The sequence below is a fragment of the Psychromonas sp. MME1 genome (assembly GCF_041080865.1).
Lineage (GTDB): Bacteria > Pseudomonadota > Gammaproteobacteria > Enterobacterales > Psychromonadaceae > Psychromonas.
In genome coordinates, this window is record NZ_CP160906.1 from 3388247 (window position 1) to 3407122 (window position 18876).

Below are 18876 nucleotides of genomic sequence, written 5' to 3' on the forward strand. Positions count from 1 at the left end.
GAACAGTCCCTGAACTCAGTAATATTCCTATATTATCGGCAGGAAATTAAAATAATTAACTTTTATTTTAGGAAAAGAGTAAAAAGCGCTTATTAACAAGAGCGCTTTTTAGCTAATTGAAGCGACTATGGGGTATTTTACGCGAGAAAGTTTTTTAGATCCCGCTACCTTGATCTTCGGTTTGTTCTTCGTGTAGTCCACATTCTCGTTTAAGACCAAAAAAGCGCGTATCCTCTTCACTTAATCCTGCTTCGAGTGGGCGTGAGGTTTGTACATCACCAACGGACACGTAGCCTTGTTCCCATAGTGGGTGATATTCAAATCATTCTCTTTCAGGTAATAAAAGACATCTTTATTACTCCAATCGATAATGGGTAAAAATTTAAAGCAGCCATTTTGTATGCTTAAAACAGGTAACTGTTCACGGCTAGAGGCCTGTGAACGACGTAAACCTGAACACCATGTTTGTGCATTTAGTTCTTTCAATGCGCGTTGCATCGGCTCAACTTTATTGATCAAATTGTACTTGGTCAGACCCTCAACACCTTGTTCCCATAATTTGCCATAGCGAGCTTCCTGCCAAGCATTGCTATGGCGTGCACTATAGACTTTAAGGTTTAAGTTGAGTTGTTCGGTCAACTTATCAATAAACTGATAGGTTTCAGGGAACAGATAGCCGGTATCCGTTAAGATAATCGGCGTATCGGCCTTTATTTTCGTCACCAGATGTAAGCAGACTGCAGCTTGAATACCAAAACTTGATGAGAGAACAAACTCATCGGGTAAATTATCTAGCGCCCATTGAATGCGTTGCTCTGCGTTCATTGATTCTAATTGTACATTGACCTCTGCTAATGTTTCTGTACGTTGCTGTTTGTCTAATGCAAGTAAAGATTGCAGATCGAACTGCTTAGTTTCACTACTGTTATTCTTGATCATGAAAATCCCTAGAAGCGATAATCACTTCGGAAACGATACCTGCGCGTATAGCGAAATCACCAAAACATTCACCATTATTACGCTCTGCTGCCCAGCGGCCGATTAACTCATCTAATGTCGCCAGGATGGTTGCTTCGTCGATATTTTCTTTATGCATTTTTGGCAAACGCGTACCGTTGGTATTGCCACCTAGATAAAGATTGTAACGACCTGGTGCTTTACCAACTAAACCAATTTCAGCGAGCATTGAACGACCACAGCCATTAGGGCAACCGGTGATGCGTAGAATTATTTTGTCCTTGGCGATACCATGTTTGGCCAACAGCGCTTCAACGTCATCGGTTAAACCGGGTAGGTAACGCTCAGCCTCTGCCATTGCCAATGGGCAAGTAGGTAATGCAACACAGGCCATTGAGTATTTACGCTGATCCGTTGTACCGTCATCAATCAAACCACACTCACGTGCCATTTTCTCAATCAGCTCTTTTTGTGACTCTTCAACTTCAGCAATCACTAAGTTTTGGTTAGCTGTCATGCGGAAAGTACCGGTGTGTACTTGAGCAATCTTGTTTAAGCCCGATTTTAATGGTTTGCCGACAAAATCAAGAATACGTCCATTTTCAATAAATACAGTTAAATGCCATTTATTATCAATACCCTTAACCCAACCGATACGATCGCCTCGATCGGTAAATTCATATTTACCCGGTGCGGCAAAGGTAATGCCTGAACGTTTTTCAACTTCTACTTTAAAGGTTTCAACACCATGTGTTTCTAAAGTGTATTTAACTCGTGCATGTGAACGGCTAACTCGACCACCTAAGTCGCGTTGCGTCGTCACTACCGCTTCCGCTACAGGGATCACTTTATCTACGGGAATGAAACCAAAATCATCACCTAAGCGAGGGAAAGTGGTTTTATCACCATGGGTCATGCCAAGTCCCGCACCGACAATGACGTTGTAACCAATAATTTTTTCATTTTCGATAATGGCAACAAAGTTAAGATCATTCGCATGAATATCCACATCGTTATAAGGAGGCAGTGCTACCGCTATTTTAAATTTACGAGGCAAGAAAGTTTCGCCGTAAATTGGCTCGTCTTCAGTTTCTAATACTTTTTCACCATCTAACCAAATTTCAGCATAAGCATTACTTTTTGGTAAAAAGTGTTCACTAATCTGTTTTGATAACGTGTAAACTTCACTGTGTAGTGCTGATTGTTCCGGATTTGAGGTACAAATCGTGTTACGATTTACGTCACCTGCGGTAAAAATAGCGTCTATATTGGCTTTAAATTTCAGCTCTTGAAATACCGATTTTAGATTACGTTTAAAAATCCCATGATATTGGAAAGTCTGTCGTGTGGTAATACGAATACTACCCGCATCGGTCAGTTCAGAGGCGATGCGATCTATCTCAAGCCATTGTTGCGGCGTAACAACCCCACCAGGTAAACGAGCGCGTAACAGGAATGAATATAAAGGTTCTAATTTCTGTTTTTTACGCTCAGCCCGGAAATCACGGTGATCCTGTTGGTATAAACCGTGGAATTTCACCAGCTGCACTTCATCGGAAGGAAACGAACCCGTTGTGTTATCGTTTAGCCCTTCAACTAATTTACCGCGAAGAAAATTACTTTCAATTTTAATGCGTTCGTTATCGTGTAATTTTTGGCTCATTAGTAAACATCCCTTTGGTAACGTTTTGCTTTACGTAATTCATTTAATTGTTGTTCTGCTTGCTCAGCGTTAATATTGCCTTGCTCGCTGATGATCTCTATTAATGCAGTGTGCACATCTTTAGCCATTCTGTTGGCATCACCACAGACATAAAAATGAGCGCCATCCTGTAACCATTGATACACTTCTGCTGCGTTCTCTCTTAAGCGGTCTTGCACATAAATTTTTTCAGCTTGGTCGCGTGAGAAGGCCAAATCTAACTTATTTAGACGCCCTGATTTTAAATGTGATTGCCACTCTGTTTGATAGAGGAAATCTTCATTGAAGGTTTGATCGCCAAATATCAGCCAATTTTTACCCGTTGCATCGCCCGCTTCACGCTCTTGCATGAAGGCTCTAAATGGTGCTATTCCCGTACCTGGACCAACCATAATCACGGCGGTATCAGGATTAGTCGGCAAACGGAAATTGTGATTTTCTTCGATAAATACTTTTACTTCGCCACCTTCTGCTAAGCGGTGATTTAAGAAACCCGATGCTGCGCCAGAGCGTGCTTCACCTTGCTCATTTTCAAATAGTACCGACCCAATAGTGAGATGTACTTCATCCTCTACTTCACTTTGGCTAGATGCAATGGAATACAAACGGGGCGATATGCGACGTAATAGAGAGATAAACTGTTCTTCGCTGATCGCTTCATTGCCTTGTTCGCTCACCACATCAATGATTTGATGGTTATTGGCAAATTCCCGTAGGGCATTTTTATCTTCAGCTAATTTCAATAGCTCACTGTTATTAGTTAGTTTGCCATAACCTTCAATAAATGCAGGGTGTGTACCCGTGAGTTCGTAATCTTCAATGAGTGCTTGTCTAAACTTCGTTAGGCGGTCATCAATGCTAATTTGTTTTTCAGCATCAACGCCCAGTTTGCCGATTAAGGTATCAACCATCACCTCATCATTTTTAAACCAGACACCTAATGCATCACCGACTGTATATGATAAATCAGACCCATCAAGATCGATTTCAATATGACGAACATCTTTAGCGGAACGATCCCCTGTTATCTTTTGGCTAACGGAGAGGGTTGCCGTAAACGGTGACTGTTTATTGTATTTATTTGCCTGAGTTGCTGTTTGAGTCGCCTGCATCGCGGTAGCAGCAACACCGCCTTTGGCAATCGTTGCTTCTATTTTATTTAGTGCAGCCTCAAACCATGACGGGGTGACTGATTCATAATCGACATCGGCATCTAAACGGTCATGGATGACTTCGCCACCTAAGGCTGTAATTCGTTGCTCAAAGTCCTTGCCTGTTTGGCAGAAAAATTCATAGCTTGAGTCACCCAAACCGAGTACTGCAAACTTAAGATTGTTCAATTTAGGGGCTTTTTTAGTTGCCAAGTATTGGTGTAGATCTATTGCATCATCGGGTGCTTCGCCTTCGCCATTGGTACTGGCAACAATCAATAGATGGGTCTCATCTTTAATATTTTTAACTTTATAATCAGCCATCGAGATGAGCTGGTTGGCAATCCCTTTGGCGCTTGCTTGTTCTGCCAGCTTTTCCGCAACGCCTTTAGCATTACCCGTTTGCGAGCCATAAAGAATGGTGAGAACTTGTCCTGAGCTTACCGTTGTTGATGCTGTTTGCGTTGCCTGTGGGCTTTGGCTGATCGCAGCTAAATAACCACTTACCCAAGCTATTTGTACAGGCTCTAAACCTGCGGTTGCTTGCTGCAGTTGAGCAAGTTGAGATTCTGATAGAGGCGAGGTAAATGCCGACAGATTATTAAGTGCCATATAAGTAATTTCCGCTATTACATAAAGATAGTGACGATATTACGCTTTGTTAATATAGTGACATAATAATAAAATTCGATGTTTTATAACAAAATAGAATTTACAACTTAGATTCGCGCTTTTATTCACTAAATTTGTTTGGCATGCTTACCGCTGTTGAGATTAGTTTCGCATGCTATTTCTGTCTGTTATATACTTTTAAATATAAAAATTAACTTGGTTAACGGGGCAATAGCCTCTATTCTTGTTTGTAATGCTGTTAGTTTTACTTTTAGTTTTAATATTATGATTTATTTAACTTTTAATGGTGGAGAACCTGATGAAATTTTTGTCCTTTAAAATAGTGTTGCTAACTTTGTTGGTCACTAATCTTTTTGCCTGTAGTCAAGAAGAAGTTATCGTTGAAGAGCCTGTTATTAGGCCTGTCAAAACTACGCTTGTCGAAGAACAATTTTTTGAAGATGGACGTAGTTTCCCTGGGCTTGTTGACGCTGTGCAAAAAGCGCAAGTATCCTTTCGGATTCCTGGTAAGTTATTAAAAATTCACGTAAAAGAAGGTGATAAGGTGGAAAAGGGGGCATTGCTTGCAGAGCTTGATCCTACCGATTATCAAATTACCTTAAATAATCGTAAAGCAATTTATAATCGCACTAAAGCTGATTTTAAACGTGGTAAAGAATTGGTTGCAGATGGTTATATTTCACGTACTCAATATGACAAAATGGAATCTGACTTTTCCTCTGCCGAAGCGGATTATAATCAAGCCAAGCAAGATATGCTTTATACTAAATTGTATGCATCCTTTGCTGGGACGATAGGTAAACGCTACGTTGATAATTTTGAAGAGGTCAGTGCAAAAGAGGAAATTTTTAATCTTAATGATGTGTCGCGAGTTGAAATTAAAATAAATATTCCAGAAAACTTACTGCAAAATCGCCAAACCACGACTGCCCATCTTCGTACTTATGCGTCGTTCGATAGTATGCCTGATAAACATTTCCCGATTAAATTAAAAGAAATGAGCACTAAGGCTGATCCGCAAACACAAACCTTTCAGGCAACTTTCTTAATGGATCAACCGAAAGAGATTAAATTGTATGCAGGGATGACCGCTAATGTTCGTATTGAAGTTGATTCAGATACAATACTAAGTAAATTTTTCCTTGTTCCGATTAGTGCCGTTAAGGGGGGGATTGACATGAATCCCGTTGTTTTTGTCGTCCAACCTGAGACAAATATGCTTAAAGAGCAAGCTGTTAAAGTTGGTAGCATGAGAGGCAGTAATATTGAAGTGACAGAGGGGGTTAATGTGGGAGACCGTATTGTTATCGCTGGCGTATCATTTATGCGTGATGGTGACAAAGTGAGCTTGATGCCTTTCGTAGAGCAAGCCGATATTATGACCGCACCATAGTTTAGAACTTATCTCAGTTAAGCCATCAAAGGCAGGAATGAAATGAATATTGCAGAGTACTCAGTCGTAAATAAAGTGGTCACTTGGTTGGTGGTCCTTATTTTAGTTGGTGGAGGGATCACCGCCTATGAAAAAATTGGTAAGCTAGAAGATCCCGCTTATACCATTAAAGAAGCAAAGGTGATAACCCTCTATCCGGGCGCCACCGCAAATGAAGTTGAATCAGAAGTGACCTTCCATGTTGAAGATGCCTTGCAGCAACTAGAGCAATTAAAACGGTTAAAAATGACCGTGAATAGACCCGGTTATTCCGAGGTATCTATCCAATTTCAAGATAAATATAAACCCGAGGATATGCCCGGTATTTATGATGAGGTGCGTCGTAAAATCACCGACATGCAGTCTAAGCTTCCTCCTGGGGCTATGAAACCGATTGTCTATGACGATTTTGCTGATGTTTATGGGTTATTTATTGCGTTAACTGGTGAAGGGTATAGCTACCGAGACCTAAAAGATTTTGCTGACCTACTTAAAAAAGAGTTAGTGTTGGTGGATGGTGTTCGTAAGGTGGTGATTGCTGGAGAGCAACACGAACAAGTTAATATCTTTTTATCACGCACTAAACTGGCTGAATTGGGACTGAACCCTCAGGAAATTGCTAACGTTTTAACGTCTCAAAATGTAGCGTCCCCCGCGGGTAACTTGCGTGTTAAAGATGATTATATTCGTATCCACCCAACCGGCGAATTTGATTCGGTGCAGGGAATTGGTGAGGTGCTTATCTCTGGTGATGGGCGACAATTAATTCGTTTAAAAGATATCGCAACCATAGAACGTAGTTACAATGATGAGCCGAAACTGCTTTATTACCGTAACGGTAAGCCTGCACTCGCCCTTGGTTTGTCAATGCAATCGGGTACGAATGTGGTTGCCGTTGGTCAGCGCATTGATCAGCGCCTTAAAGAACTCCAATCAGTTACACCGATGGGGATGCAAATAGAGGCGATTTACGATCAGCCTTCAGAGGTTGAGAATTCGGTAAATGGTTTTGTCATTAGTGTGCTACAGGCGCTGCTTATTGTAGTGGTTGTTTTATTATTCTTTATGGGAGTTCGTGTCGGTTTAATCATTGGTGCGGTACTTTTGATTACCGTTGCTGGCACTATTTGGATAATGGAAATGGCAGATATGGAGTTGCAGCGTATTTCCCTAGGGGCATTGATTATTGCCTTGGGAATGCTCGTTGACAACGCTATTGTGGTTGCTGAAGGTATGTTGGTGCGAATAAAATCAGGAATGAATGCCACTAAGGCGGCCAGCGAAACCGTAGAGCAGACTATGTGGCCATTATTAGGTGGTACTGTTATTGGTATTGTTGCCTTTTCTGGAATTGGTTTTTCTGTCAGTTCGGTCGGGGAGTTTGCGGGTAGCTTATTCTGGGTTATTTTAATCTCTTTAAGTTTATCTTGGCTGACTGCTGTAACGACCACTCCCTTGCTCTGCGCCCTGTTTATTAAGCCAGATAAAAAAGTAGAAGGTGCTAAAGAGGTTGATCCCTACGCTGGATTTTTATTCCAAGCTTATAAAAAACTGCTTTTAGTTGCATTACGCTTCCGCTGGGTAAGTGTCTCGCTAGTTGTGACGCTATTTATTGTTGCGATTATCGGATTTGGTTATGTGAAACAGGGCTTTTTTCCTGATTCAAATACACCGATGTTTTTTGTCGATATTTGGGAAGTTGAAGGTACAGACATTAAAAAAACCCGTGAAGATACCTTAAAAGTTGAACAATTTATATTACAACAGGAAGGGGTTGTCTCAACCTCCACGGTTATTGGTGGTGGATCACTTCGTTTTACTTTGGTATATGCCCCTGAGTCGCAAACAGCGGCCTATGCACAAATTATAGTAAAAACGGAAGATCGCTCGAAAATTGCAGCTATTCAGGAGAAAGTCGATGAATTTATGCGTGTCGAGTTACCTAATACCGAACCGAAGATTAAAAACCTACGGATAGGCCCCGGACGCGATTCAAAAATTGAAGCGCGTTTTTCTGGGCCAGATCAAAAAGTGCTGCGAGAGCTTTCCGATAAAGCACAAGATATTATGTTTACCGATAGTGAAGCGAAGGATATTCGTGATGACTGGCGTCAGCCTGTTAAAGTGATTCGTCCAGTTTTCAATGAACAAGTTGGCAGACAGTTAGGGATCACCAGAACAGAATTAACGGCGGCGTTAAAGCAATCTTCTGTGGGCAATAGTGTTGGGATTTTCAGAGATGGTAACCGTCTACTGGATATCGTCTTACGGTCGCCAGAAAATGAGCGAGATGATGTTGCCAAGCTAAATGATATTCAGGTTTATAGCCACATATTGCAACAAACCGTACCGGTTGGACAGGTTGTCTCTGGTTTTGAAACAGTATGGGAAAATAATATTGTGCGCAATAGAAACCGGGCTCATACCATTATTGCTTCCTGTAATCCCATTGGCGAGTTAGCTTCACCATTATTTAATCGTTTACGACCTCAAATAGAAGCTATCGATTTACCGCCAGGGTATACCCTTGAATGGGGTGGGGAATATGAAGATGGTCGAGAAGCATCTGGGCCTCTTTTCTCTGCATTGCCGGGTGGTTTCCTGTTAATGATTATTGCCACGATTTTATTATTTGGTCGTATTCGTCAACCGCTGATAATTTGGTTAGTGGTGCCAATGGCTGTCATTGGTATTACTGCAGGCTTATTAATAACAGGTGGTGCATTTGACTTTATGGCTTTACTTGGTGCGTTAAGCTTGGTCGGTTTATTGATTAAAAATGCGATTGTATTGATTGAAGAGATTGATTTGCAAAAGGAGCAGGGAAAAGAGCTGTTTCAAGCGATTGTGGAGTCTTCCGTTGCGCGTATGCGCCCCGTGATGATGGCCGCCTCGACAACCATTTTGGGGCTTATTCCGCTATTGGCTGATGTGTTTTTTGTTAATATGTCGATTGCAATTATGGCGGGACTCGGATTTGCAACGATTTTAACTTTGATCATCATTCCCGTGCTGTATGCTATTTTCTATAAAGCAAAATATAGAGAGTTAGCGTAAAGCTAAGGTGCTATTTTAAGTTGAGATAAAAGCCCCTGCATTGATTTTGTAGGGGCTTTTTTGTTTATATGGCTACTTAATGAGGGAATAGGAGTAATGGCATTAACATCACTTACGGTAAATACTCTAACCACCCGGGATTTTTAAACCATCTTTCTTGGAGCTTCTGCAGCTCACCATTACTGGTTAGGGTGATCAATTTCTCCCTTAATTTGCTCTGTAATTGTATCTCTTCTCTATTGACCGCGATAACAATCTCTTCAATCGCAAGCGGCTTTTCTAAATGCGTAAGTTTGGATGTAGTGTCTCGTAATACCGCCAAATTACAAATCGTTAAGTCAGTCATTAATGCATCGGCTTTATTGGCGTGTAAAGCAAGTATCGCATCTTCATAATGGTCGACAGTATCAATCTGTGCATCGGGAAGGCGCTCCTTGGCAAGCGCTAAGCTAGTCGATTTTTTCATGGCAAGGATACGTACGTTTTTATCATTGAAGCCCGTTGAATTTCTTATGCGCTGCAAGTTATCTTTAGTGACCAATAACGATTTTCCAGTAATTGCATAGGGGCCTATAAGGGTACTTTTGGCGCTACGTTCTTTAGAAAAGGAGAATCCTGAGATAATAACATCAATTTTATTATCCTCTAATGCCTTGATTAACTCTGCAAAGGGCATTAGTGCTATTTCTACTTGTGCGGGTATTGCGCTTGCTAATAGATCGGCTAATTCGACATCATAACCGATAATATTATTTTCATTGGTGACAAAATTAAAGGGGGGTTGTTCGCCTGACATACCTACGATTATTTTTCCTGAACTTTTTATTCGTGCAAAGGCGTTTTCTTCAGCGTGTACAATTTGGCTACAACAAAAAAGTGCTGCGGCTATTAATAAAAAAAAATGGTTGGATAGTACTCTTCGGCGCAATACGTTCATTGGATTTCCTATAATTTATGAAAGTTTATCTATAGTCAAAGTTATCTATTGGTTTTATTTTTTAATAGTATATGTGAAAGCATGTTTTTTGTCTTTTAGATTTGTTTTTGTTATCTGTGTGATTTTTAATTTTCAATAATTAATATAAAAGTATTTGATAAATAAACATATTGAACAAATTGTCGTTATGTTTTATTGTTCTTTTATTTTGTCAAATTAATGTGATGAAATGAGCGGATTATGTCGTGTTTATTTGTTATTGTATGATTTTTTATTTTATCGTTATATTAAATGCCTCCTCAATTAGAGATATTAATATACTCAAATAGTTAAGGAGCTGAACTTGCTAACATTCTTTCTTGCCGATTTTAATTTACCCTATTCCTTCGCGCTGGCGCTAGTTATTGGTATTGCTTGTCTTGAAGGTATTGGCTTGTTAATTGGTTTAAGCATTGCTGCTTTTATCGATGAGCTATTTTCTATTGATTTTAATATTGATAGTGAATTACCTACTGGTGGTTTAAGTGCAATATTAGGCTGGTTATTTCTTCATCAACTACCTCTATTAGTTTGGTTATTATTGTTTTTATGTAGCTTTGGTATGGTCGGCGTGACACTTAACTATTTGATTGTACTGCCGCTATTACTTACTGTTCCTGTAAGTATTGTGTTCGGGATACTCTTAACGCGTTTTTTAGCTAAACATATCGCTGCGATTATTCCCAATAATGAGAGTTCCGCCTCTTCCTCAAGTAGTTTTTCTGGCAAGTTAGCAACCATCACCATCGGAAAGGCATCAAAGGGCAATGCCGCTGAGGCCGTATTGCGTGATAAATATAATCAAAAGCACTATGTATTAGTTGAACCAGAGGATGAATTACAAGTATTTGAACAAGGAACTGAGGTTGTGCTCATTGAAAAACAAAAAAACAGCTGGTTAGCAATTAAGTTTAAAAGCTAATTATTTACGTATATTTTTTATTTACATATTAAAGGGTGATTAATGGAACAACTATTTGGACAAAACATGCAATTTATTTTACTGATGACAGGGATCGCCTTAATCGCATTGATTACTATCGGTCTTATCTTTGCAAAATTATATAAAAGAGCGACCAAAGAAATTGCTTTTGTGCGTACCGGGATGGGCGGTGAAAAAGTGGTAAAAGATGGTGGCGCGATTGTTTTACCTATTTTGCATGAAACGATTCCTGTGAATATGAATACCTTACGAATTGAAGTGAGCAAAATACAAAAAGATGCATTAATCACAAAAGATCGTATGCGTGTCGACGTCAAAGCGGACTTTTATCTTCGTGTAGCTCCTCATTCCGAGGGGATTTCTATGGCTGCGCAAACATTAGGTACCAGAACAATGCGAGTTGCAGAGCTAAAAGCATTGATGGAATCCAAGTTTGTGGACGTATTACGTGCCGTTGCAGCGGAGATGAGCATGATTGAAATGCACGAGCAACGCGCGGAATTTGTGCAAAAAGTACAGCACAGCGTGATGAATGACTTAGAGAAGAATGGTTTGGAATTAGAGTCGGTCTCATTAACGGGGTTTGACCAAACTGAACTGCAATTTTTCAATGAAAATAATGCTTTTGATGCCGAAGGTCGTGCGCGTTTAACCAATATTATTGAGCAAAAACGTAAAGAGACCAATGATATTCAGCAAGAAAATCGAATCTTAATTGAGCAACGAAATCTGCAAGCGGAAAAACAATCTCTAACTATTCAACAGGAGCAGCAGGAAGCGCAATTAGCTCAAGAGCAAATTCTTGAATTTAAGCGCTCTCAACAAAAAGCGGAAATTATTAAGCAGCGTGAGTTAAACCAACAGGAAGAGCGTCAAGCTGAGATTTCTAAACAGCGTACTATTCAATTAGCTGAAATTGAAAAAGCTAAGCAGATTGAAATGCATGAAATTGAGAAACATAAAACGTTAGAGCAATCACGTATTCAACAAGAACAAGATATCGAAGTGTCTGAACAAGATAAACGTATTGCTATCGCTGAAAAATCAGAAGTTGAATCTGCTGCGCGGGCAAAGGCTGCGGAAGCTGAAAAAGGAAAAGTAGAAAAAGAAGAAGCGGTTATTACTGCCAAAGAGGTCGCGCAAGCTAATCGTAGTAAAGAGATTGAAGTCATTGATGCTAAAAAAGAAGCTGAAAGAGAGGCTGTCAGTGTCACCGTCCAAGCTGAAGCTGATAAGCGCGCTGCACAAGATAGATCTGAAGCTGTATTAATTGAAGCGAGAGCATCGGCTGATGCGAAAAAATTACAGGCTGATGCAGACGAAAAAGTTTATGCCGTCGAAGCGACGGGTAAGCTCGCTTTATATGAAGCAGAAAATACACGTAGTGATGAGCAAGTTGCCTTGCAAAAATCACTCGCCATCTTGAAAGTATTGCCTGAAATTGTCGCTAATGCAGTTAAACCACTAGAAAACATAGAGGGTATTAAAATATTACAAGGTTACGGTGGCAGTGCCGCTAGCTCAGCGGGTGGGGCGATGGTTAACTCCACGTCAGGCATGGCGGAACAAATCACTAGCGCCGCGTTAAACTACCGTGCTAACGCACCATTGGTTGATGCTATGTTACGTGAATTAGGGTTGGTGAATGGTGAAACGGGATCGCTTGCTGATTTACTCAATGGTAATCATAATTTAGTACAAGAAGCGTTGGCTAATAATAAGGAAGAGGCGATAACCAGTAGTGAATTAGTCAATTAACGGTATAAAATTATGCCGATATAGATTTAGCGAAAAAACCACAGAATCAATCCTGTGGTTTTTTGTGCCGATTGAAGGCAATTATTTTTTGGTGATCATCACTTCTTCTAGTTTAAGACCCGTTAAGCCATTAATCGATCGCCACAAGTAATAAAACACACCCAATAGCATTATCATTGATGGTAGCGCAATCATCGGATAACTATATAAGGTCATCTGCCCTAACTGTTGATTAAACTCTTCGGTTCCAGCTGGGCTTGTGACTAGCCATTTAGCAAGTATGTAATTCATGGTGGCGGAAAATACAAAAGATCCTGCCACCATATAAGTCGCTTTTAATAAACGTTTTTCAAATGTAGCAGTACAGTTGTGGTCTGCTAACCGTTTTTGTATTTTTTCTACATCCATGACGTCGGGATTGAAGAGCAATGTTTTGATTAAAGGGTAAGGTGTAAAAGTAGATGCCAATACTGCGATCCCGATCAGCGCCGGAATAGCGGCTTCTTTAATCGCTAACCATTTGTTGTCTAATTCCAGCAAACCGATGCCGCCAGTGAGTAATACGCTGATTAATCCTAATAAAGCAATAAAATTAAATTTTTTGTATTTGATTAATTCAAAAATACCCCAGCTAATTGGAAAGGCAAGTGCTGCAATCAAAGCGCCTGTCGCACCGAGAAACGCTTCACTGCTTAATTTCATCAGTATCAGTGACGGGATAACAATGCTGACAAGAAGGTCAACCATCGGGCGAGATTTGTGTGTCGGTTTACTATTCATCATTTTTTGGGCACTTTGGGTTGTGGTTTATCGCTAATTATCTTTTATAACATAAAAGAGGGAAGTCGGCATGCTTCGTCATGGGAATTTTAACCCGTAGTCGCTCCGGTATATTTTGTTGTGTAAAAAAATGGCCTGTAAAAACAGACCATTTGTAATGTAAATCAATTTTTATTTATGCATTCCTAGAACGGAATATCATCATCGAAATCCATTGAAGGCTCGTTATAAGGTGCGGGTGCTTGCTGTGGCGCTTGGCTAGCTGGCTGACGTTGTTGCGGTGCTGGCTGCTGGTAAGCGGGTGCCGCTTGCTGTGGTGCTGCTTGTTGAGGTTGACGGTAAGCAGGCGCCATTTGTGGAGCTGCTGCTTGCTGTGGAGCGTTACCCCAGCTTTGTTGTGGCGCTTGATTATTTGCTTGGGCATTATTCGCTTGGTATGGTGCTTGTCCTGATGCTGGATTGCGTGAATCCATCATCTGGATCTCATCTACAACAATTTCAGTTGTGTATCTGTCTTGGCCATCTTGCCCCTGCCATTTACGCGTTTGTAATTTACCCTCTACGTAAATTTTCGCCCCTTTTTTCAAGTATTCGCCGCACATTTCACCAAGGCGATTAAAGACAGTTAAACGGTGCCATTCTGTTTTTTCTTGACGATCGCCTGTTTGCTTATCTTTCCAACTTTCAGTGGTGGCAAGTGTTAAGTTTGCGACGGCATTACCATTAGGCATATAACGCATTTCTGGATCTTTACCTAGGTTACCGACTAATACCACTTTGTTTACACTACGGTTAAACATCTTTTTGCTCCGCTTGATTCTTGATGTTAATGATTAGTTAACAATCATCATTATTGATTGCCTAAAATTTCTTTCGCTTTGGCTAGTGCAAAGACTTGGTTGTTTACTTTGATATAAACTGTTTGCTCTTCGATAATGACAACGACCTCTAAGACGCCATCAAGAAGTAGCAATTGATCCGTTAAAAGGGTTGCGTGTTGCTCATCTTTGATCTTTGCTGTGCAGCTATGGGTGCGAATTTTACTTGGGTTATGTATTTTCCATGAGATTAAAAACCACAACAAAAGCAATCCAGCCAAACATAAAAACAAGCCACTGCTGCCAACTAGTTTATAGGATAACCCACCCACAATGCCACCGAAAAATGCACCAAGAAACTGATACGTGCTGTAGATCCCCATTGCACTGCCTTTTGCACCTGCAGGAGCAAGCATGGAGATAAACGCGGGTAGTGAAGCTTCTAAAAAATTAAAGGCGGTAAAATAGAGTAAAATAGCAATAAACATCGTTGCTATTGAATGCGATGTGAATGCAATAGCAATAAAGCTCGCTGCCATTAGGACGATGGCGAATAGATAAAACTGCTTATTCATATTTTTTCGTGCCGCAATAATGAGCATCGGAATAATTAATATAAATGAGAGTAACAAAGCAGGGAGGTAGATATGCCAATGCTCTGCTGAGCTTAAGTGCATATTTTGTAATTTCAATGGTAACACCACAAACATCGCTGTAAGCGCAAGGTGTAATATAAAAATGCCTATATTGAGTCGTTGTAGCTGACTGTTTTTAATTAACTGTCCGAGCAGTGCTGGTACCGCAATTGTCTCTCCTCGAGGCGCTCTGCTAATAACGTGAGGGACTAAAAAGTGGACAATAGCAATACCGCTTAATGCGCCTGCTGCGGTAATTAAAAATAGGCCGTGTAGACCAATTAACGGCGCTAAAATGGGGCCTGCAACCATGGCGAGTGTAAAGGCAAGGCCAATGCTGATACCTATCATACCCATTGCTTTGGATCGTTGTTCCTCTCGGGTCGCATCGGCCGCGAGCGCTAAAATAGCACTGGCTATTGCCCCCGCCCCTTGTAATGCTCGACCAGCGGTGACTCCGTAAACACTTTCCGAATAGGCGGCAACTAAACTGCCCAAGGCAAAAAGAAGTAATCCTGCAAAAATAATCGGTCGACGACCAAATTTGTCAGAGAGAATGCCCGCCGGAATTTGCAGTAAGGCTTGGGTTAACCCATATGCTCCGATGGCAATACCCACCCATATTGGCGAGTAGCCTATGAGATGTTGCCCGTAAATAGCAAAAACAGGCATGATCATGAATAGGCCAAGCATACGTAGGGCAAAAACGAGAGAGAGAGAGAGGGCCGTTCGTTTTTCGATCGGGGTTAAAGCATCCGCTTGCATTCGTCTTCCATGTTGAGGCTAATTATTACGAAGCAGGATAATAACATGCAGATACGCTTTTGGGGCCTCCTTTTTTAGCGCAATAGTCGATAATATTCTTTATACTGCCCCTATCTTACTATTCATTTTTGGAGTATTCAGTGCTGAGCTATCGTCACTCTTTTCATGCAGGAAATTTTGCCGATGTGTTAAAACACACGGTTGCCGTCTCTATTTTGGATTATATGCTGAAAAAGGATAAGCCACTTTGTTATTTAGATACCCATTCTGGGTGTGGCGCATATTCATTGCACTCTCAGGAAGCATTAAAAACCAAAGAGTATAACAACGGGATTTTTCCATTATGGGGGCGCAATGATTTACCTGCAGCCGTTGCCAATTATATGCAACAGGTTGTTGAGTTTAATGCCGATAGTGAATTAAAGCACTACCCTGGTTCTCCAAGTATCGCTTGGCAGATGTTACGCGATCAAGATCGTCTGTTTTTATTTGAACTACATCCTAATGAATTTACTAATATGCGTGAAAATTTTTCTGGGCAACGACAGATAAAAATGGCTAAAAAGGATGGTCTAGAAGGATTAATCGCGAATATGCCGCCCAAAGAGCGCCGAGGTTTTATCTTAATTGATCCCTCCTATGAAATTAAAAGCGAATATGAGCAAGTCGTTGAGACCTTGGTTGAGGCGGTGCGTCGCTTTGCCACTGGTACTTATGCGCTTTGGTATCCCGTGGTTAATCGCAGTGTGATCAACAAAATGGAGCGCGCCTTAAAAAATTCAGGTATTCGCAACATACAACTCTTTGAGTTGGCGATTGAAGCCGATTCTAATGAAAAAGGGATGACATCCAGTGGGATGATTGTGATTAATCCACCTTGGACATTGCAAAAAGAGATGCAGGAATCGTTGCCATTTTTAGCCAAGACATTGGGCATAAACGGGCAAGGTTTTTACCGTAATGAGGTGTTAGTGGCAGAGTAACTCGCTATTGGTGTGCCCTAAAATGTTGTTGTCGAGGTTGTCACCTTGACAACAACTTTAATTTTCATCTTCCTCATAGCTATGTACGTTAATTTTGGGGCGACGTTTTAAATGTAAAAGATTTTTTAGGGTCGAGTAACGTTCCTGTTGTTTACCATCAGGGGATTCTGATTCGCCCGCACTTTCCAATGAAATGATCCCCGTACGATTCATGGTCAGGCGATAACGTTCAAATTGTTCAAAGTAACTATCTTGATTAAGTGCGATTACGATATTGATTTGATAGCGACGTTCAATCACGGTGCTTTGAATTTTTTCGCGGTTAGAGCTGGGGTCGATTTGTTCGTAAACTTTGCCTCTTCCTCGCTCTAAATAGCGAGAAAAATGGCGTAAACTAAAAATAATTGTTTCATCTAAGGTGTCATATCCCGCTTGGAATTTAGCTTTACTGACTTTTGTTTCAATGCGATAGTGTAATAGTTCGGCACTCTGTTTATTTTGCGTATGGCGTTTCGCTAATAACTCCTGTGCTTGAATTGGCAGCTTCTCTGCCTTGGTGTAATCCAACCAAATTCTTTGCCAAGCAATTTCTGATTTGCTGAGGGAGTCTATGACGGTGCGCGCCCATTTCGGTTTTCCTTTACGTATCCAATCCCACAGTATTTTTTTAAAATCTTCCTTAAAGACTTCACGCACACCGTAAATAACGGATAGCACGAAAATCATTAAAGAGGTGATATTACTAAGTGCACCTTGCGTTTTTATGATGAGTACTAAGACGATCGCCATAATGATAGCCGTTGCGATACCCGTTACAAATTTTCGCGTAATGTTGCCAAGTTCTTGGCTTTCACTTTTAAAAATAACCGCGTACTCAATTAAGCGGCGTAAAAGACGCATTTTATTGGCAATACGGTTAGCATCGTTGATCGTCGCTGTGGAGTTATAGGCTTTTTCTGCTCGATATTTATTTTCTTGGTTACAGATGTTAAGCAGTGCTGTGCGGCTATCACTGAATTCGCTGTGCCGTGGTCTGTTTGCCAACATCCCTAAAATGCTCTGTTCAGTATACCAAGATAGATAGTTATCAACATTGGCGAAAAGCGGTAACAGTTTGGGGTTACTGGGCATATTGGTGCGATTTTTATTTAAAATGGTTAAGCAGTGTTCGGCCATATCAATCGCGGCATGGTAATAATCTGCTAAGTGTTCACCATCATCAATATTCATGGTTTCATTGATATCTGTATCGAGGGCGGTAATATATTGATAGGCAAACTGATTTAAGTTGGATTGATATTCTAGGGCGCTGCGATTCATACGTGTTGCAAAACGGGTATGTAACAGGGGTAAATGCAGGCCATCGGTGAAATAAGCGCGACGGCTTTTTATCCCTGCGTTATAATAATCTTCTTCCGATAAGGTTTTTCTATTGATGCCCATCTCTTTCGGTAGAGAGAAGTAAACATCAATACGGCGTTGTTCACCCTTGCTCATTTGATGGTTGAACTTAAGTGATAGTTTATCTTCTTGTGTTAGTTGAAATTTACGCACTCATCTCTCCCTGTGTGATTGAGCCATTATAAATTGTGTTAGTTGAATTTCCGACTTCTTTGTCGGATTATTTTATTATTTCGCCTTTATTGTATATTATCGCCCCTTTTTGATAGGTTACTCGCCATGAAATTATGTCAACTTACACAACCCATTTTTGATCACCTCTATAGTGATATTTCACAGTTTCGAGCAACCTTTGACCTGCCCTGTAATGATCCCACTTCGTTGGATGCGCAAGCCGATACTTTACATACCTCGTTAATCATCGAAGAGCTGACTGAGCTAGCGGAAGCGGATTGTAAAGTTGAACAGGCCGATGCGATTGTCGATAGTGTTTATGTTTTAATGGGGCGATTAGTACATCTTGGTGCGAAAAAAGTAGAAGATAATATTGCCATTAGTTACTTGATTGAGCTGTTATTAAATGTGGCGAAACAGAGAGAGATCGATTTCATTCCCTGTTGGGATGAGGTGCATGCCAGTAATATGAGTAAGGTTTGTCGTGATCAGCAAGAGTATCAAGAAACGCAGGCTTTTTATGCCAAGCAGGGCGTTGAGTTAATCGATAGCATTAAAGGGGATTTTGTCATTGCGAAGTGCGCGAAAGATGTCGAGTTACAGGGTAAAATTGTTCGCCAAGGCAAGGTACTTAAGTCGGTTTATTATCGCCCCGCAGATTTAGCGCCGCTAGTGCTGTAGTTACTAATATTGTTATGAACAATGATAGCA

The 18876-nt window shown here is 40.7% G+C and carries 13 protein-coding genes and 1 pseudogene; 6 read left to right on the plus strand and 8 right to left on the minus strand.

Annotated features, from left to right (window positions below):
- Nucleotides 1-154: 154 nt before the first annotated feature.
- The 3 genes and pseudogenes from AB2N10_RS15490 to AB2N10_RS15500 form a co-directional block, all read right to left on the minus strand.
- Nucleotides 155-939 (minus strand): annotated as a pseudogene (locus AB2N10_RS15490) (phosphoadenylyl-sulfate reductase).
- Complete coding sequence (cysI, locus tag AB2N10_RS15495) at nt 926-2620, minus strand: assimilatory sulfite reductase (NADPH) hemoprotein subunit (protein ID WP_354623271.1); 1695 nt, start codon at nt 2618-2620, stop codon at nt 926-928. The pseudogene AB2N10_RS15490 and the gene cysI overlap by 14 nt, the downstream one beginning before the upstream one ends.
- Nucleotides 2620-4422: an assimilatory sulfite reductase (NADPH) flavoprotein subunit gene (locus tag AB2N10_RS15500; RefSeq protein ID WP_369434073.1), complete on the minus strand. Its 1803-nt coding sequence runs from the start codon at nt 4420-4422 to the stop codon at nt 2620-2622. The genes cysI and AB2N10_RS15500 overlap by 1 nt, the downstream gene beginning before the upstream one ends.
- A gap of 319 nt (nt 4423-4741) precedes the next feature.
- On the opposite strand from AB2N10_RS15500, the gene AB2N10_RS15505 reads away from it, so the two are divergent.
- Nucleotides 4742-5836, plus strand: coding sequence for an efflux RND transporter periplasmic adaptor subunit (locus AB2N10_RS15505; protein WP_354623272.1), 1095 nt, complete (start codon nt 4742-4744; stop codon nt 5834-5836).
- A 42-nt stretch (nt 5837-5878) separates the two neighbouring features.
- Nucleotides 5879-8932: an efflux RND transporter permease subunit gene (locus AB2N10_RS15510; RefSeq protein ID WP_369434074.1), complete on the plus strand. Its 3054-nt coding sequence runs from the start codon at nt 5879-5881 to the stop codon at nt 8930-8932.
- Nucleotides 8933-9044: 112 nt separating this feature from the next.
- Here AB2N10_RS15510 and AB2N10_RS15515 read toward each other — a convergent pair whose 3' ends face one another.
- Nucleotides 9045-9869: an ABC transporter substrate-binding protein gene (locus tag AB2N10_RS15515; RefSeq protein ID WP_354623274.1), complete on the minus strand. Its 825-nt coding sequence runs from the start codon at nt 9867-9869 to the stop codon at nt 9045-9047.
- 343 nt (nt 9870-10212) lie between these two features.
- Here AB2N10_RS15515 and AB2N10_RS15520 point away from each other — a divergent pair, with 343 nt between their 5' ends.
- On the plus strand, nt 10213-10830 hold the full coding sequence (locus AB2N10_RS15520) for an OB-fold-containig protein (protein WP_369434075.1): 618 nt from the start codon (nt 10213-10215) through the stop codon (nt 10828-10830).
- A 42-nt stretch (nt 10831-10872) separates the two neighbouring features.
- Nucleotides 10873-12609 carry a flotillin domain-containing protein gene (locus AB2N10_RS15525; protein WP_354623276.1) on the plus strand — a complete coding sequence of 579 codons (1737 nt, stop codon included), beginning with the start codon at nt 10873-10875 and terminating at the stop codon, nt 12607-12609.
- An 81-nt stretch (nt 12610-12690) separates the two neighbouring features.
- Here AB2N10_RS15525 and AB2N10_RS15530 read toward each other — a convergent pair whose 3' ends face one another.
- The 3 genes from AB2N10_RS15530 to AB2N10_RS15540 all read right to left on the minus strand — a co-directional run bounded on the left by AB2N10_RS15530 (nt 12691) and on the right by AB2N10_RS15540 (nt 15607).
- Nucleotides 12691-13389 (minus strand): VC0807 family protein, encoded by a 699-nt coding sequence (locus AB2N10_RS15530; protein WP_369434681.1) that lies wholly within the window; start codon nt 13387-13389, stop codon nt 12691-12693.
- Nucleotides 13390-13574: 185 nt separating this feature from the next.
- Entirely contained in the window at nt 13575-14189 is a 615-nt protein-coding gene (gene ssb, locus AB2N10_RS15535; protein WP_354623278.1) for a single-stranded DNA-binding protein, read from the minus strand.
- A gap of 50 nt (nt 14190-14239) precedes the next feature.
- Nucleotides 14240-15607, minus strand: a complete 1368-nt coding sequence (locus tag AB2N10_RS15540) for an MFS transporter (protein WP_369434076.1) — start codon at nt 15605-15607, stop codon at nt 14240-14242.
- 140 nt (nt 15608-15747) lie between these two features.
- On the opposite strand from AB2N10_RS15540, the gene AB2N10_RS15545 reads away from it, so the two are divergent.
- The gene (locus AB2N10_RS15545) at nt 15748-16590 is read left to right on the plus strand and encodes a 23S rRNA (adenine(2030)-N(6))-methyltransferase RlmJ (RefSeq protein WP_354623279.1); all 843 of its coding nucleotides are present in this window, start codon (nt 15748-15750) and stop codon (nt 16588-16590) included.
- Between the two features lie 57 nt (nt 16591-16647).
- Here the strand turns inward: AB2N10_RS15545 and AB2N10_RS15550 are convergent, their stop codons facing one another.
- Nucleotides 16648-18144, minus strand: a complete 1497-nt coding sequence (locus tag AB2N10_RS15550; RefSeq protein WP_369434077.1) for a hypothetical protein — start codon at nt 18142-18144, stop codon at nt 16648-16650.
- 126 nt (nt 18145-18270) lie between these two features.
- Between AB2N10_RS15550 and AB2N10_RS15555 the strand changes: the two genes are divergently transcribed.
- Nucleotides 18271-18846, plus strand: a complete 576-nt coding sequence (locus AB2N10_RS15555) for a nucleoside triphosphate pyrophosphohydrolase family protein (protein ID WP_354623282.1) — start codon at nt 18271-18273, stop codon at nt 18844-18846.
- Nucleotides 18847-18876: the final 30 nt, after the last annotated feature.